The organism is Aeromicrobium sp. P5_D10, assembly GCF_054049535.1.
The window spans coordinates 51,001-68,124 of record NZ_JBFUME010000005.1 but is presented as its reverse complement, the minus strand read 5'-3'; the positions used below and the strand labels follow the sequence as shown (position 1 = coordinate 68,124).

The window sequence follows — 17,124 nt, the reverse complement described above, 5'->3', positions numbered from 1 at the left end:
GCCTACGGCGTGGCCACGCTCCGGCGATTCCAGGTCCAGTCGGTGGGCAAGGTAATACCGTCGAGCCCGATGCCCTGGTAGATCAGCCTGTAGGCATCGGGGTTGTCGACGCGTTGCCGCTCGAACATCCGGTGCAGACTGGCCCACAGGGGAGTGCTGCTGGGCGAGCCCAGGTACTCACCGGTCTTGGTGCCCGGCAGCCCCTGAGTCGGCATGCCGAGGTCGATCAGCAACTGCCGTGCGTGCGAGTCCATGATCATGACGATGTATTCGATGCCATTGGCGAACGCGGCAGTGACGATGCCGTGATACAGCGCACCGGCGCACAGCCCGCCACGTCCTGCCCCTTTGCGGACCGCGATCGTGGCGATGTCCCAGGTCCGGGCCGGGTCGACGCCTGCCGCGCGCGCTGACCTCAGACCGTCGACCTGCCACGGTGGGCGGCTGACGTCATTGAGCGTCTTCAGTCCGGCCGGTCCCGGGGCGATGAACCGTGCGGTCGCGACTGCCTCGCCATCGTCTTGGAATACCGCCATGTAGCCGGTGGAGTCTTCGTACGGGCCGTATTCGATATCGAACTCTTCAGGCGTGTTGCCGTAGGTCTCCCAGAAGACTTGGGCCTCGCACCTCAAGGCAGCTTCCAGTTGGTCGCCTACCGGATCGAACACGAACTGCAGCGGTGCGGCAGTCATCGTGATTCCTCTCTGAACTGTTGGGTTTCTGCGGTGCCCTCGGCCAAGACCGAGGACTCGGATGAATTTTGGCTGTCGTTCCAGTCGAGTACCCACTGGTTGATCTGCGACGACGGCATCGGACGGGCGAGGTGATAGCCCTGCACGGTGTCGATCCCCATCGCGACCAAAGCGGCGAGATCTGCGGCGTTCTCGACGCCTTCGGCGACGATGCGCATGTCGAGGGCGTGCGCCAGCTGAATCGTCGACGCCACGATCATGCGAATGCGGTCGTCGACCGCGATATTGCCGATCAGTGTGCGGTCGATCTTGAGCTCCTGGACCGGGAGATTGCGCAGATAGGTGAGGGACGAGAAGCCCGTGCCGTAGTCGTCGATCGACACCTGTACGCCATGGCTCCGCAGCCCCAGGAGGACCTCTCGCGTGTGGTGCGGGTCGGCGAGGAACGAGTCCTCGGTGACCTCGAGGACCAAGCGGTCCTCCGGAATCTCCCATTCGGCGATGCAGGCGTACAGGTGCGTGAGGAAGCTGGGACCCAACAGCTCAGGCGGCGCACAGTTGATCGCCACCCGCACATCGATCCCGGCTTGAAGGCGGGTGTGGAAGTCGTCGACGGCCTGCCTGGCGACGACATCTGAGAGCTGACCCATCAGACCGGCGCGGCGGGCGGCCGGGAGGAATGAGACCGGGCTGATCAGACCTTGCGTGGGGTGGCGCCATCGCACCAGCGCCTCGAGGCCGCACACCTCCATCGTCGCGGCGTCGAGTTGCGGCTGGTACCAGACCTCGATCTGACCGTTGGTGAATGCTCTGCGCAGCTCTTCGGCCAGTTGCAGGCGCGACCGGGAGAACTCGTCCAACTGGGCGTCGTAGAGCGCGGCGCCGAGCCCCGAGTTCTTGGCCTGGTACATCGCGACATCAGCGCGGCGGAGTATCTCGGTGCCGTCCATGTCACTGGCCAGCGCGACGGTCACACCGATCGACCCGGAAGGGCAGATCTCGATCTCGTCGACGATGATCGGTTTGGCGAGCTCGGCGATCACGCTGTGCGCCGTCTCCATCAAGACGATCTCGTCGGTGGTGTCCAGAATGATCGCGAACTCGTCGCCGCCCAGACGTGCCACCCGCACATGGGAGTCGACGGCCTCCCGGATCCGGACGGCTACCAGCATCAGGACCGTGTCGCCGGCACGGTGCCCCAGGGAGTCGTTGATCTCCTTGAAGCCGTCGAGGTCGAGCAGCATCAGCGCGAGCGGTTGACGATCGGCCAACCCCTCCGACAACCAGGTCCGTACGGCCCGGCGATTGGGCAATTTGGTCAGGTCGTCGGTCTTTGACAGCGCGAAGGCCTCGTTCGCCCGATTGGCGTCTCTGAGTGCCAGCGCCAGACGTCCGGCGACGGCAGCCATCGTGAGCAGAGCCGGCGGCAGGATGTAGTAGGCCAATGTGTTGTCGGGCCGGATCGTGAGCACGGCGAGGGCCACGATCCCTGCGCCGACCAGGACCGTGGTTCCGGCGACTTTGGGTATCGCCCGGATCACGGACTGCTCAGGTCGACATGCGGCCGCCACCAGCAGTGCGAATGAGGTTCCCCACAGGACATTGCTGATATTCCCGAAGTCGTAGGTGCGCGCCGAGACCTGGAGGGCGAATCCGGAGTCGGCACCGGCCAGGAGCAGGAATGCGGTGCCCATCATCAGCGACTTGAGCCGGTCGCTGCGGACCAGCAGCAGCGACTGGCCCAGCACGACGAGCGCCAGGATGACGTCGGCCAGCGGATAGATCAACGCCAGCAGGAGCGAAATGCCTTCTTGTCCCGAGGCCAGCTGGATCGGCGTGATCAACAGCAGGGACGCCAGGCAGAACGTTCCCCCGCAGATGATGGCGACATCGAGCCAGCCTCGGGCCGGCCGGGGTTGGCGACGATCCACATCGCGCAACAGGTAACCGGCCATTCCGAGATAGGAGACCAGGAAGAGCCATTCTCCGCGGGCAGGGAAGTGCGCTTGGGCATCCATCCGGGCGGCGTTGACCGACATCGAGCCCAATGACCACGTGGCAACCGCCGCCAACAGCAGCAACAGCGTCGAGCGGCGGCCGGGCGACAGGGCAGCCGCCAAAGCGATACGCAACAGCAGCAGCGGGAAGAAGATCGACAGCGAGGTGAGCAGGATCTCCGGGCTCTTCTGGTGAGCGACCGACTGCGCGAACTGGTTGGCCGACAGGCCGAGGATCAGTACTGCCCACGACACGCGCGCCACGACGGTGTGCGCCTTCTTGAGCCACCGGATCTGGCGCTCATTTCTGGGACGCATAGGACTCCAGGCTGTTGAGGACGAGGTCGATGTCCTCGGTCGAGGTCAGGGGATTGACGAAGCAGAACCGAAGCACCGACTCGCCCGCGAACTTGGTCGGCGTGACCAGGATCCCACGGGTCCTGGCGTGGGTCGACCAACGCTCGTAGTCTTCTTGCCCCCAACCGCGGCGTCGAAACAGCACCACGGAGAGCTGGGGTTCGGTGGCGAGTTCGAGATGGACACTGGCCTCGATCTGTTTGGCCGCATAGCCGGTCGAGGCGAGGCAGCTCTCGACCGCGTCGACATAGGCATCGGTGCCATTGGCCACGAGTGAGGCCCACACGGGCAGTCCGCGCGCCCGGCGGGTCAGGTGGGTGGCGTAGTCAGCGGGATTGTCGTCGTCGGATTCGTTGACGGAGTCGAGATATGCGGCGCGCTGCCGGTGGGCCGCCAGCGCGATGTCGGGGTCGTAGTAGAGCACCGCGGCGCAGTCGAACGGGGTGAAGAGCCATTTGTGCGGATCGATCGTGACCGAGTCCGCGAACTGGATGCCGTCGAAGTCGTCCCGTCGGCTGGGTGCCAGGAGGGCTGCCCCGCCGTACGCGGCATCGACGTGGAACCAGATTCCACGGACCTCGCAGCATTCGGCGATTTCGCTGAGAGCGTCGATTGATCCGGTATTGGTCGCCCCGGCGCTCGCGACCACCGCGACGACATCGCCGGTGTCGAGGGAGTCCAGGACCAGCGTCAGGTCGTCGGCACGCAGAGGTTCGTCGGGACTGCCGACCGAGATGACCTCGCACCCCATGATCGTCGCGGCGGCCTCGACGGACGAGTGGACCGACGCAGCGGCCACTATCAGGTTCGGTACGCCCCCGGCAGGCGCGACCTGCCCGTGCCGGGCGGCGACCAGCGCGCTGAGATTCGCCATGGATCCGCCGCTTACGAAGACGCCGTGAGCCTGCGGTGGATAGCCCACGAGATCGCACAACCAGCGCATCGCGACCCGCTCGGCCCTGACGACGTCGCCGGCTTCCAGCTCGCTGCCGCCGTAGATGGACGCTGCTGACAGCGCTACGTCGGCGATGACCGCAGCCGGGGTCGGCGCCCCGCCGACGAAGGCCAGGTAGCGGGGATGATCGGTCGGGAATGCCGTGGGCAGGACCTCATCGCGCAGCGCCGCCCACATCGCCTGGACACCGATACCCGTTTTGGTCACCTTGGGCAGCTGGGCGGTGCGAACGGGACGAATCGGCATAGGGGAGGTCCGACGATCGGCAATCCAGTCGGCGAGGTCACGTAAAACCTGCCGATCCTGAATCACGAAATCGTGCATACCGGCCCAATCGATCGTAGAAGTGTTGGCGATCGGTTATCGAGGCCGCTGCGGGACCACCGTTTTGCGGGCGTATCCCACATCTCCCTCATGATCTCCCAGCTACAGGGTAGCCCGGCAACGAGTCGTGTGGGTCTGAGCTCGATGCGGGTTGTCACAAAATCCATGGAATCGGGGCCGTGATGTGCGGCGGGTTTGGGTAAAGCGGGTACGGGATGCCTCAGAGGTTGGTACGTTGTGCCGGCTACGCCGTCGAGGGTCATGGTTCAGGTGAGCATTTCGGTCGGGAGATTCCTTCCCGCTACAGGGAGAAATCAAAATGAATACGATCGAGATCAGCCGGACGCTCGGGCTGTGTGTGGTGGCCGCATTGGTGACAACCGCTCTCCCGGCCACCTCCGCATCGGCCGCCCCCGCGCCTGCCAAGCTGTCACTCGTGGCGTCCTCGAACGATGGCGCCGCATTCGACTTCGACGAGTACGCCGCGGGCGACATCAGCGTCCAGGTCACCGACTCGATCGCAGGCAAGATCGACGTCGACGACATGCAGGATCTGAACTTCTCCTGGACCGTGAAGCCGTTCGGTGCGAACGCGGCTGTGGTCCGGGTGCCGGCGACCGGCACGGACACAGTCGCCACCGACACCAACGGTGAATTCGCCGTCCCATTGCCCGCGGGGCAGGGTCCGGGCACCTATACCCTCAGCGCCGGTCTCGGGCCAGATGCCTCGGCCGCCCACGGGATCGGCAGCGCCGTGCTCCTGACCGTCAAGGCCGGTGACGCCGAGGTCACGTTCAGCGATGCAAGTCCGCTTCGAGCCGTTGCGGGCTCCAAGCAGACGATCGCCGGCGCCCTGCGCTTGGAAGACGGCACGGGACTGCCCGGGCGACTGATCGACGTCGACATCGATCGTGGCGGCGCGGGAACCGATCCGCAGGCCGATGCAGGCTTCGTGCCGGTCCTGCCCGACACCGCGCCGGTCGACTCCTTGCAGGTCACGACCGGTGCCAAGGGGACATTCACCGCAGTCCTCAGCGATCCCGTCGAGGATGGCCAGGGCACCGAGTTGGGCGGAACGATCGAGGCCTCGACCGCCAGCACACCCGATATCGGCAACGCCGACGCAGGCGCAACGCTCGACATCGACCTGGTCAGCACGACCGCACCGAGCGGGAGCACGGCTGTCCTCGCCGACTTCGGTGGCGGCATCCCGGGTCTGGCGGTCGACGGCACACTCACCGTCACGGCACCCGATGACACCTTCGACGTCGATCCGACCACTCCGGATGTGCAGGGCGATGCCGACAGCGATCCGGATCCGGTCGAGGGCCAGGTCTATTCGCTGACCCTCGATCACGGCTTCTTCACGACGGGACAGGGAGCAATTCCCTCAGTCGTCGGGGCTCCGGCCGGCGATCTCGTCCAGCTCGGCACCACATTGACCGGCATCACCAATGCCGACGGCGAGGTCGAGTTCCAGACAGGCATCGCCCGCGACAAGGGCTTCGACGACGATGGCCGGGTCGCGGCGAACGTCAAGGCCACCGCTGGTGGGCCGACGAGCACCAAGAGCGTCGCCTGGGACTCGTTCAGCCCGCTGAACGGCAAGGTTGCGATAACCCTGTCTCCGGCGAACGAGCAGACCGCACCCGTGAACCCGTCCGTCGCGGGCAACAACACCTACTACGAGGTCTTCGCCCTCGACCAGTTCGGTAACCGGGTCGGCGGAAAGCCGGTCGATCTGACGTACACCGGCGACCTCGACGACTGGGACTACAGCGACGACTTCGTCGTCTCGGACTTCGACACGTTCGGTGACATCTGGATCACCTCGTTCGAGGCTGCCAAGATCAAGGCGACCGGGACGTGGCAGGACGCCCCGACAACCCGTTACGTCGACGCAGCCGGGTCGACCATCGAGGGAACCTCGGATGCGACCGGCTCGGCGACCGCTGCGTTCTACGAGGTCAACTTCAATTCCTCGAAGTTCTCACTCACCTCGTCGGCCAAAGACGTCGTCAAGGTCGGAACTGCCGTCACCGAGACGGTGCGGGTGGTCGACCAGCTGGGCCGCCCGGTTCGCGGCAATGTCGTGCGGTTCTTCCGCATCGGTCCCGACAAGGTCCGCAGCGACGCTGTGGCGACCAGGACGACAAATGCCAGGGGCGAAGCGTCGTACACGTTCGTCGGCACCAAGCTGGGGCGCGCCCGGATCACGGCCGAGGTCACGGACGGCACGAACAGCCGGATCCTGCGGAAGACGGTCGACTTCGGGGCCACGATCAAAGCCCGCCTGGTCAAGGGCAAGGGCGGATCCGGCGCCGATCGCTTGACGGTCTCGGCCAAATCCATCGCAGCCGGGGCACGGGTCCAGCTGTACCGAGTTGTCAAGGGCAAGAGATTCTCGGCCGGGGTCAAGAAGCTGAACCGGACCGGCAAGGTCGCATTCAAGGTGCGCGACCGCAATCGCCGCGCCTACACGAGCTATGTCGCCGTCATCCGGTCGACGTCGAAGTCGGTGGCTGATCAGTCGAACACCGTCAAAATCCGCTGACTTCTTCTCCTGCGAACCGAAGGCACCCCTTGCGCACTCCACAGCTTCTCGTGTTCAGCCCTCGCCGCAGGGCCACGGTCGCTGCGGCCGCGGCGCTCGCCCTGGTGATTCCGTTGGCCGCGGGCCATGCGCCCGCTGCGGCGGACCCAGACCTTCCGCAGGACGTCTCGGATGTTCGATTCGGGCTCATCAAGTTGGGCGGTGCCCTGGCGGCCGCCGCCCAGCAGCCGGCGCTGTCGGACGATCTGCCGCTGACGGACACCTCGGTACGGGATGTCTTGTCGTTGGACACAGCGATCGGAACCTTGGTCGACGATGCGCTGGCAAGCGATTCGGACACCACACTGGATTCGCTCGAGGAGGCCTTCCCCGACAACGGCCCGCTGGTCGTCAAGGAGGTCGCACGTTCTGAAGGCGCACCGCCTGACAGTCGCGAGTGGACCATGAGCATCGCCCTCAAGGCGGCCCGACCGGTCGCGCTGGCCTACCAGGACAAGCGGCTCGAGTTCGGCGCTGCGGCACTCGACGAGGAACTGGCCGCGACGCTCGATGCCACGATCCGCTTTCGGTACGACCCGAATGCCATCGACCTGCGCACATTCTCGATCGTGGGTAGCTCGGAGCTGACCACCCACGTGTGGACCCGAACCGACGGTGACGGCGACTCCGGTGAGCAGGTCGACATCCCCGAGTTCAAGGTTGTCGACGGCTTCGTGCAGCTGGATGCGCAGGGCACGGCGACGATCGACAGTAAGACCGTCCTGACTCTCCGCGATCCCAACGGCCGCGAGTTGATCACTACCGAGGACTTCGAGTTCAGCAGCGCTTCGGAGCTGTTCACGACCACCAAGGCGCCTGGCAAGAACGACGTCGCGATGGATATCGGCCTCAGCACGCCCATGGAGGGCTCCGCGACCGGTTCGATCACGGTGGGGGAGCGAGCAGATGCGCCGAAGGCGATCTATGCCAAGGCGAAGGTCGACCGCTCGCCGGCGTTGGACGGACTGTCGTCCCTCACCCGGCTCCAGGCGATCACCGGATTCACCCAGTACACGAGCGCGCTGCAGGCCGTCGAGGCCTCGGTCGACCAGCAGTTCCCACTGCTCGACCTCTCGTTGACCGACATCTATTCGCCAGGACAGCAACTTCTCAGCCTTCTGACCGAGCAGGCCACTGCCTCGGTGGTGTGCGGCGCCGCGGACACCTCGCCGCCGTCCGGCGCTCCGCGACCCGGTCAGGTCCGTTACTGCCAGGCCCGCACTTCGGGCTTCGAGCCGAAGTCGGGCGAGCCGATCACCTGGACCTCTCCGGATGACGGTGTCGACATCTCCGGCAGTACTGCGGGCACCGTCGGCAAGACGCCCACCAAGAACGTCGTGGTCGCAGGCGGCGACGGATTCCCCACGCTGCGGCTCGGCTTCACGGCCGAAGACGGCACGAAGCGTTTCGCCCGATCGGCCGTCACCTCGATCCAGGATCTCGGACAGGCGATAGACAAGCTGGGGCTGGACGGTGGCGTCGACTACGACCCCGCCAAGCAGTCGCTCCAGATCGCGGTTCGTGACGGTGGCTCCGGCCTGAAAGAAGAAACCGTCCCCACCGGCGGTAATGGCAATCTTGCCCCGCTGACCGGACTCGCCGGTTTGTGCCAGGCGGCCAAGAACGTCGATCCCCGTGAGTGCCGTCCGACCGGTGACACCCCGACCGGGGGAATCGCGGCGGCGGAGGAGGGCGAGGCGAAAGTCGAGGTCGACGGACGAACGTTCAACGCCGACTTCGGCATCGGCCTGGCCGAGCCGACCGAGCTCGTCGAAGGCGAGCCATTGCCGACCGAGCCCACGTTCTACCTGCTGCCCGGCGACGACGGCCTGGTCTACCAAGTCGACAGTGCCAAGGCCACGCTCGCCAAAGATGCGCAGATGGTCGCCCGTATCGGCTTCTTGCAGGTCGACGTCGATGTCACCGACTACTCGGTGGCTCAGAACGGCAAGGCCGCCTCGGTGTCATTGCCGACCGAGAATGTGGAACTGCCCAGCACTGAGACCGTGTCGGATGCCGTGACCGTGGCCAGCCTGCTGGCACCGGTGCCGGATCCGTCGAAGGAACCCACGGTCGAGCGCGGACTCACCGCGAAGGCGACGCTGGCGGTCAAGGATTCGGCCCAGAACGCTGCGGGCAAACGTCCCGTCAATGCCGATGGCACGGTGGAGGCGGACTGGGGCAATCTGTTGCCCAATTCGCTGCCCACCGTCAGCACTCACGGCGAATACGACAAGCTGCGGCTGCTCGACATCGTCCCCGCCCGGCAGGCGTTCATGGGCGCCGGCACCGGCAATGGAGTCATCAAGGACGCGGGCGCAGACTTCCTGAAGCAGTTCGGGCTCACGAAGGACATGTCCGACGAGGAGAGCACCGTCACGCGTCCGCTGTACGACCTGGGCGTGCCCGGTTCCAGCAGCACGGTGTGCACGAGGTTCGCGGTGCTCGACGCCGATGAGCTGCGTTGCCTGGAAGGCCCGCTGAAGGAGAACGGCGTCGTGGCGCAAGGCCATCCGTATGTCATCGAAGGTGACCAGGATGCCCTGCGCGATATCGTCATCGAGGATCTCGCCGCTGTGTTGAACTCGTTCACGACGCCCGATCCGAAGCTGGGCGCCGACCGCACATTCCCGCTCGTGGACGTCCTGCCGACCGAGATCAGCGCTGCGCGCGACGGGCTCGGCAAGGCCATCCAGGGTGTCCAGGACCTCGTGGAGAAGCCCGACCCGACGCGGGGTGTGTCGTCGATGCAGGAATTCGCCGGAACTCTCGACACCCTGCTGGGCACGGCGGTCTCAGGTCAGGACAACGAGACCGATCGCAAGCTCGCTTTCAGTCTTAGTTCGAGCGGGCCGACCAGATTGACCCTGGAGTCGTCGCTCGCGACGAAGGGAACCAGGGACGCCCCGCTACGGGTCGCGACCCAGCAAAGCGAAGTCAAGGTCACCGACGTCGCGGGTGATGTGGCGACGCTTCCGGTGGATGTGACGTCGAAGGCCAAGTTCGTCATCGGAGTCGATCTCGCCGACGCCAGCTCCAAGGTGCGAGCCGACTCCGGCGTCACCGAGCAGATCACCAAGATCTCGGGCAACGCCGCCGAACTGGCGAGGGTCAAACAGACCCTTGCCGACCAGAACACCGACTACGGTTCGGCCCGCGTCAAGAGCGGCGCCGCAGCTGACATCAAGCTCGGTATCGGTGTGAACGCCACCACGAGTCCTCAGGGTTCGGACGGCACCTGGATCGATATCGCAGATCTCCCGGGTGAGATGAAACAGACCCGAGCGGTCGCGGGCGATGCCCAGACCTGTGGTGGGACGGTCGCCGACCCGAGCAAGATCGCGGCCTGCCTGGAGCTCCCGATCGTCAGCACTCCGGCGACCGCACCGGTCATGGTGGCCCTGGATGCCGACCAGAGCTCCGGCGGCGCCGGCGGCTCGGTCAAGGCCCAGCCGATCGCATACAGATTCCTCGCCGAGGCGCTCGGCGGGCTCAACCTGACGCTGTCGGATGCCCTCGACGGTGACCAGACCCTCGACGAGGAGACAGGCGCTCCGCTGAGCCTGCCGCTCATCGGCACCAATCTCGATGCCGGTGCCGATGTGTCGGCCGACGTCGACCGCTATGTCGCAGCCGTCAGGTCGGCGTTGAAGCCGGTCGAGGCAATCGACGAAAAAGTCGATCCCGCAACCAAGCTGACGACGGAGCTCAAGACAGCACTCGACGGTGTGACGAGCCAGCTCGTCAGCAAGAACATCGCCGCCTCCGCCGATGCGGCGGTCCTCGACTGCTCGGGCAGCTGTGACGGCAAGAAGGTCGAGTCCGTCCAGAAGATCTCCGTCCCGGTGACTCTGACCGGGACGCTGCCGACACCCCAGCAGGTTCCGTTCCAGGCCGGACCGGCCGGCTCGACGATCGTCAGCGACCTCACGGTGCCGGTCAAGACCACCTGGACGCTCAAGGTGACGGTCGGGATCGGCCGTGGCTCCGGCCCGTTCGTGAAGCTCGGCGAAGCGACTGCGACCAATCCGTTGTTGAAGGTCGATATCGAGGCGCAACTGCCCAAGTACGACGCCAAGGCGTGCCACTCCTGGAGCCGCCAGACGGACTGGGAAAGCAAGCTCAAACCTGCCGCGGAGCGCGAGATCAAGAATGTGGATGTCCCGGCCGACAAGTCGACCGACGCCGAGTGCCTCGACGCCTATATCGGCAAGTTCCCCTCCGTCATGGTCGATCGGGCCGATGGCGGCGAGCGCGGCACCTTCCTCGACGCCTCCGTCGTGGTCGATGTCAAGGCGCCTGAGGGCACGGAGGCCGACGGACTGGTCTATCTGCCCACGCTCTACGACAAGTCGGCGACGTTCGAGACCACGGCCACTGGTGACGGCGCGATCTCGACCTATTTCGAGTCCTTCGCCGCACAGGCCGGCTTCTTCGACGTGCTCGGCACGGTCGACCTGGCATGGAAGAACGGTGACTACACCGACAAGGGACTGCAGTACGGCCTGCTGAAGCTCGACGTGGGAACGCTCAACAAGGCCGTCTTCCCCGGCTTCAAGAAGGCTTTGGCGTGGACGGCTCCGCTCAACCCGGTCGTCGACCAGCTCGCCAAGCCGATCCCGGTTGTCACGAATCTGTCGGAACTCGTGGGGCAGGGACCGGTCACCCTGCTGACGCTGCTGCAGAAGAAGAACACTCCGATCAACCTGATCGTCAACCTGCTCCAGATGCAGAACATCGCCGCGAAGGAGCCCGAGGGGACGAGCGATCTGCGCGATATCGGCGCGAATGACATCGGCGGCTTCAAGGTCTCCCCTTACAAGCTCGGCGTCGGTGGCAAATGCACCGAGACCGGCACGGCCGCAGGTAAACCCTATTCGCGCACCAATGACGGCAAGGGTGCCTCCGGTCGCTGCAAGCTCGGCAATTTCACCAAGATGAAGCAGTACGTCAAGGGCGAGAAGCCTGAACCGGACCCCAAGGGTCTCAAGGTCGACAAGACCGTCACCAAGTCGCCGTACCTGAGCCTGCCGAGCGTCTCGGTGCCGGTGCTCCAGGACACCAGCCAGATCTTCAACCTCCTGCAGGACACCGGCGATGCGACGATGCTTTACGTCGATCTCGGCCATGCAGGTGTGTCCGGTCAGATCGTACGGCGCTTCGGCCCGTTCGCGGTCGGTCCGATCCCGGTGACCGCGACGATCGGCGGCACCGTGGGCTTCGACGGGCGGTTCGCATTCGGCTTCGACACCCGAGGTCTCTCCAAGCGGATCGAGGCCCTCGACACGGGAGACATCTCCGGTTTCAACGAGCTCATCAAGGACAAGCCCTCACTGTTCAGCGACGGCTTCTACATCGACGACCTGGAGAAGGGTGTCGATGTACCGGAGATCCAGCTGACGTTCACGGTGCAGGCAGGCGCGGCGATCAGCATCGGCATCGTCGAGGCCGGCATCAGCGGCGGAGCCACGCTCGATCTGTCACTCGACGCCTTCGATCCCAATGGCGACGGCAAGATCTACACCGATGAGTTCGCCGGGACGTCGAGCGGACCGGCCTGCGCGTTCAACGTCTCATCGGGCATTTCATTCTTCCTGCAGTTCTACTTCTCGATCGAACTGCTCTTCTACACGATCCACAAGTCATTCGATATCGCTCGCAGCCCCAGACTCAAACTCTTCGAGTTCAACTGCAAGCAGGACACCCCGACCCTGGCGGTTGAGCGTGTTGTCGACGGCAAGAACGCCCTCGTCCTGACGATGGGCACCGCTGACGATGAACGCAAGGGATTCGACGGCGAGAAGTCAGAGAAATACACGGTTCGCCAGATCGGCGCCCCGGCCGACGGCAAGATCACGCTGCAGGTCAGTGCCTTCAACCTCGTCGAGAACCACACGGTTTCAGAAGACACTGTCATCAGGGCTGACGGGGATGATGGATCGGACATGGTGCGGCTCTACCCGATGCCCGCCGTCACGACTGATGCCGACAATGAGCCGCAGATGCTCGGGCCGGGCGACGCCGGTTACATCGCGCCCACATTCACCGCCGACGCCGTCGTGTCCGGAGGCTCCGGGTCCGACACGATCGAGACCAGCGACGGGATCGACACGGTCCACGGCAACGACGGCGATGACGCGATTCGCACGGGTGCCGGAGACGACACCATCACCGGCGGTGCCGGGCTGGACCAGCTCGACGGCGGCCAGGGCAATGACAGGATCTCCGGCGGATCGGACGCCGACCGCCTCAACGGCGGTCCGGGCGCGGACGAGCTGCGCGGCGGCGAAGGCGATGACGTCCTCGACGGTGGCATCGGCGCTTCTCCTGAGGGGCTCTTTCCGGTTGCCACGGCGGACGCGATCCGTCCGCTCCTCGACTCCGGCGATCTCGTGGTGGGCGACAACGGCGCCGATACGGTCAACGGCGGCGACGGCTCCGACATCGTCGTCGGCGGCGCCTATGACCCCGAGCCTGCGAAGTTCACCGATATGAACAGCATCACGGTCTCCGCGACCGATGCGAACCGCAGGATCCTCGAGGTGAAGGTCGACGACATCGCGTCCGTGAAGGCTCCCACCGACGCGGCGATCGCCGCGGAGTGTGCGGATCCGGGCGTAGCCGGTGAAACCGGCCCCGATGTCGTCACCGGCGGAGGAGATCGCGACTTCGTGATCGGCGGTGCGGGCAGCGACACGCTGTCGGGCGGTGGCGGCGATGATGTGGTCTGTGGACGCGCCGGGGACGACGTCCTCGACGGCGACGGCTCCGATGTCGAGGGTGCGCTCCAGGGCGACGACCTGGTCCGCGGTGGACCCGGTCGGGACCGGCTCTACGGTTCGGCCGGCAAGGACAAGCTGTACGGCGATCTCGGCGACGACTTGGCGCGCGGCGGCGATGGCGCCGACACGATCGCCGGCGGCGCCGGATCGGATCTCCTCTTGGGCGAAGCAGGTATCGACGAAGTCGTCGGCGACAATCCTGACGGCGATGATCAGGTCTCGGCCGATCCCGACGACGAGACAAGCAGCGGCCGCCGGATCGTCTGTGCCACGTCGACCAGTGTCATCGGCGGAAAGATCGATCTCGATGGCGATCTGGCCGGCAACGACACGGGACAGCTTGAAGGTATGCCGGTCGTCAGCGGACTGGTCAAGGCACCCGGCGGTGCGAACTTCGACGGGCTCGTGGCCGGTGTCGTGTTCGTGAACGGTCAGGCCGATCTCGACGGCAACGGCATTATCGAGGCACGGACGTCGAGCAAACTCGGCGACACAGGTTCGGTGCCGCTCGGCGGCATCACCCGGGCCAAGGGCAATGGTGACTGCATCCTCGGTGGCGATGAGGTCGACGAACGCCTCGACGGTGGAGTGGGTGCCGATTACGTCGATGCCGGCGGGGGAGACGACCTCGATGTCCACGGCGGACCGGGTCATGACCTGGTGCGCGGTGGCGATGGCGACGACCTGGTCCACGGCGATTCCGGAGACGACCTGGTTGCCGGTGATTCCGGCGATGACATCTTGTTCGGCAACCGTGATGCCGACGTTCTGCGGGGTGGCTCCGGAAAGGATCTCCTGGCCGGCGGCAGTGCGGCGTCCGGAGAACCGGATGGGGCCGACGAGGTCCTCGGTGACGGCGGCGACGATGTTGTCCTGGGCGGCAATGCGAGGCTGTCACGGGACGAGATCGATCTGACGGCGATTGCCGGCGTGGGGGTGACTCTGCTCGACACAACCGCTTCGGACGGACCCGACGATGTCCTCTATGGGGGAGTCGGCGATGACTGGGTCTTCGCCCAAAGTGGCGATGACAAGGCCTATGGCGGTCCGGGCATCGATGTCGTCGAAGGTGGACCGGGTTCGGACCGGGTCCAGGGCGATGACGATGAGGACCTGCTGGTCGGCGGTTCGTCCACGACAGGCGCGGTCACGACAGACCGTTCCGCCGTCGGAACAGATGATGGCGACGACATCGTGATCGGTGACGAGGGCGTCGACGGCTTGGACGGCTCCGACGTCTTGGTCGGCGACAACGCCCGACTTCAGATCGTCACCGCGAATAACCGGCTGCGCTGGAACCGGGTCCGCAATGACGTGGAGATCGCCCTGTTCGACGTGCCGACGGCTTCCGGACCGTCAGCGAGTCCGAGTGTCGACGCGAGCGGCGACGACGAGCTGCGCGGCGGTGGCGAGGACGATCTGATCTTGGGGCAGAGCGGCGACGACACCATCGAGGGTGATGGCGGCGCTGACGCGATCGAGGGTGGCGCCGGTCAGGACACGGCTCATGGCGATGAGGGCCATGACGAGATCCTCGGAGGGTCGTGGGATTCGGCCGTCAACGACGATGGCGACGAACTCCACGGCGACGAGGGCGACGATCTGCTGCTCGGTGACAACGGCAATCCGGCCAACGGATTCTCGCCGTACGTGCAACTGCACGATGTCCCGGCACCGGGCACTTCGACCTCTACCGCACTGTTCGGCGGCGACACGATGTCGGGAGGCGCGGGCGATGACCGGATCTTCGGTCAGGGCGACGACGACCTGCTCGAAGGCGACGAAGGGGTCGACCTGCTCGAAGGCGATGCAGGCTCCGATGAGCTGTCGGGTGGCTCGCAAGACGACGCTTTGACCGGTGGCAGCTCGTCCGCGGACGGACTGATCTCGCCGGACCGGACCGGTGCCGGTCAGCTCGACGGCACCGACAAGCTGTCGGGAGGATCCGGCGATGATGTGCTCGCGGGCGACAATGCCCGACTCGAACGGACCGACAAGTTGCGCGTCGACGGCACGAGACTGCGTTCGGTGCTGTTGTTCGACCTGGCCACGGCGAGCAAGAGCGCACCGGCAGGTTCGGGTGGCGCAGATGTCATGGTCGGAGACGAGGGACGCGATCTGTTGTTCGGGCAGGCTGCGAACGATTCACTGGCCGGCGGGCTCGGCGACGACTACCTGGAAGGCAACGACGGGGCCGACACCTTGGCCGGCGATGCGGGGGAGGACGACCTGATCGGCGGCGGCTCGACCACGAACGGTGCGGTCATCACGATCTCGGGTAACACTGTCACCGACCGGTTGCTGACTGCGCCGGGCAAGACGACAGATGACTCGGCGGCCGGCCTGGTCGACAGCAATGACGTCCTCGACGGTGGCGATGCCCGCGATGTGCTCCTTGGCGACAACGGGCGGATCACCCGCAGCGGTCCCAACAAGACCCTCGCGGGCGGTGCCTCGGGTGCGCATATCGTCCGGCAGGTGGCGATGGCCGACAAGGTTCCCGGCGTCTGGTCCGGCAGCGATCGGCTGACCGGTGGACTGGGCGACGACGATCTGTACGGCCAGTTCGACAACACCCGCACCAAACGGCCGCTGCAGAATTATCTCGGCGCATTGGTTCCGGGTGACATCTTGGTGGGCGGCGGAGGTGCTGATGCCTTGGTGGGTGACCAGGGCATCGACGTGCCGACTCCAGCAGCAGCGCTGGGTGCGGTCGACCGGACGGTCAAGGACAAGAAGTCCTTCGTACGCGAAGCGGTCCGTCCCCGCGGAACGCTTGTCCGGGTCGTGACGCTGACGCAGTCGACGGTTGGCGGCGATGACCTCATCGGCGGTGGCGAGGGCGCGGACTCGATCCACGCCGGCGCCGGAAAGGACGTCGTCAATGCAGGTTACGGGAAGGATGTTGTCTTCGGCGGTGACGGTGCCGACGCGATCTGGGGCGGTGCCGACCATGACGTGCTGTTCGGCGGGGCAGGCAACGACCTGCTCGACATCAAACGGCGTACTCGTGACGCCAAGCTGTGGCAGCTCGTCGCCCCGAGCGAGGACACCGACCGACGTCGGCGGACCCTCAACGGCCGCGACGTCCTGTACGGCGGATCCGGTGCGGATGCGCTGCAGGCAGATCAGGGGGACGAGGGCAGTGCCCGCCGAGTCCAAGGTGACCGATTGATCGACTGGGGTTCCACGATCAATTTCTACAAGACGTGCCGTTCGGGATACGGGCCGGGCAAGGTGTTGAACGCACCGAACTCGTCGATGACCTCGACGCTGCGCCAGTTGGCCAAGGCCCACGGCTCGGTGGGGTCGGCAGAGCTGGCGATTCCCGGGAAGGAACGTGTCACCAAGTATCCGGGCCAGCGGACATTTGTGTGCGAGACGCGATGATCTGAAGGACCCAGTCGGGCCGGTCGGCCGTCGA

5 protein-coding genes are annotated in these 17,124 nt (G+C 65.7%); 2 read left to right on the top strand and 3 right to left on the bottom strand.

The window, feature by feature from the left end:
* Positions 1 to 2: 2 nt before the first annotated feature.
* Genes ACXJKC_RS10755 through ACXJKC_RS10745 form a run of 3 tightly spaced genes read right to left on the bottom strand, consistent with a single transcriptional unit; the run spans position 3 to position 4,247 of the window.
* Positions 3 to 692, bottom strand: a complete 690-nt coding sequence (locus tag ACXJKC_RS10755; protein ID WP_456696707.1) for a hypothetical protein — start codon at positions 690 to 692, stop codon at positions 3 to 5.
* A complete protein-coding gene (locus tag ACXJKC_RS10750; RefSeq protein WP_456696706.1) occupies positions 689 to 3,007 on the bottom strand; it encodes a putative bifunctional diguanylate cyclase/phosphodiesterase in 2,319 nt (772 codons plus the stop codon). Before ACXJKC_RS10750 ends, ACXJKC_RS10755 begins: the two co-directional genes overlap by 4 nt.
* Positions 2,991 to 4,247, bottom strand: a complete 1,257-nt coding sequence (locus ACXJKC_RS10745) for a pyridoxal phosphate-dependent decarboxylase family protein (RefSeq protein ID WP_456696705.1) — start codon at positions 4,245 to 4,247, stop codon at positions 2,991 to 2,993. The genes ACXJKC_RS10750 and ACXJKC_RS10745 overlap by 17 nt, the downstream gene beginning before the upstream one ends.
* A 397-nt stretch (positions 4,248 to 4,644) precedes the next feature.
* Between ACXJKC_RS10745 and ACXJKC_RS10740 the strand changes: the two genes are divergently transcribed.
* Both ACXJKC_RS10740 and ACXJKC_RS10735 read left to right on the top strand, forming a co-directional pair.
* The gene (locus tag ACXJKC_RS10740; RefSeq protein ID WP_456696704.1) at positions 4,645 to 6,879 is read left to right on the top strand and encodes a hypothetical protein; all 2,235 of its coding nucleotides are present in this window, start codon (positions 4,645 to 4,647) and stop codon (positions 6,877 to 6,879) included.
* Between the two features lie 29 nt (positions 6,880 to 6,908).
* A complete protein-coding gene (locus ACXJKC_RS10735) occupies positions 6,909 to 17,090 on the top strand; it encodes a calcium-binding protein (protein WP_456696703.1) in 10,182 nt (3,393 codons plus the stop codon).
* The last annotated feature ends 34 nt before the right edge of the window (positions 17,091 to 17,124 follow it).

Coding starts and splice junctions, on each gene's coding strand:
- ACXJKC_RS10755 (WP_456696707.1), bottom strand. CDS start 692: ATGACTGCCGCACCGCTGCAGTTCGTGTTCGATCCGGTAGGCGACCAA.
- ACXJKC_RS10750 (WP_456696706.1), bottom strand. CDS start 3,007: ATGCGTCCCAGAAATGAGCGCCAGATCCGGTGGCTCAAGAAGGCGCAC.
- ACXJKC_RS10745 (WP_456696705.1), bottom strand. CDS start 4,247: ATGCCGATTCGTCCCGTTCGCACCGCCCAGCTGCCCAAGGTGACCAAA.
- ACXJKC_RS10740 (WP_456696704.1), top strand. CDS start 4,645: ATGAATACGATCGAGATCAGCCGGACGCTCGGGCTGTGTGTGGTGGCC.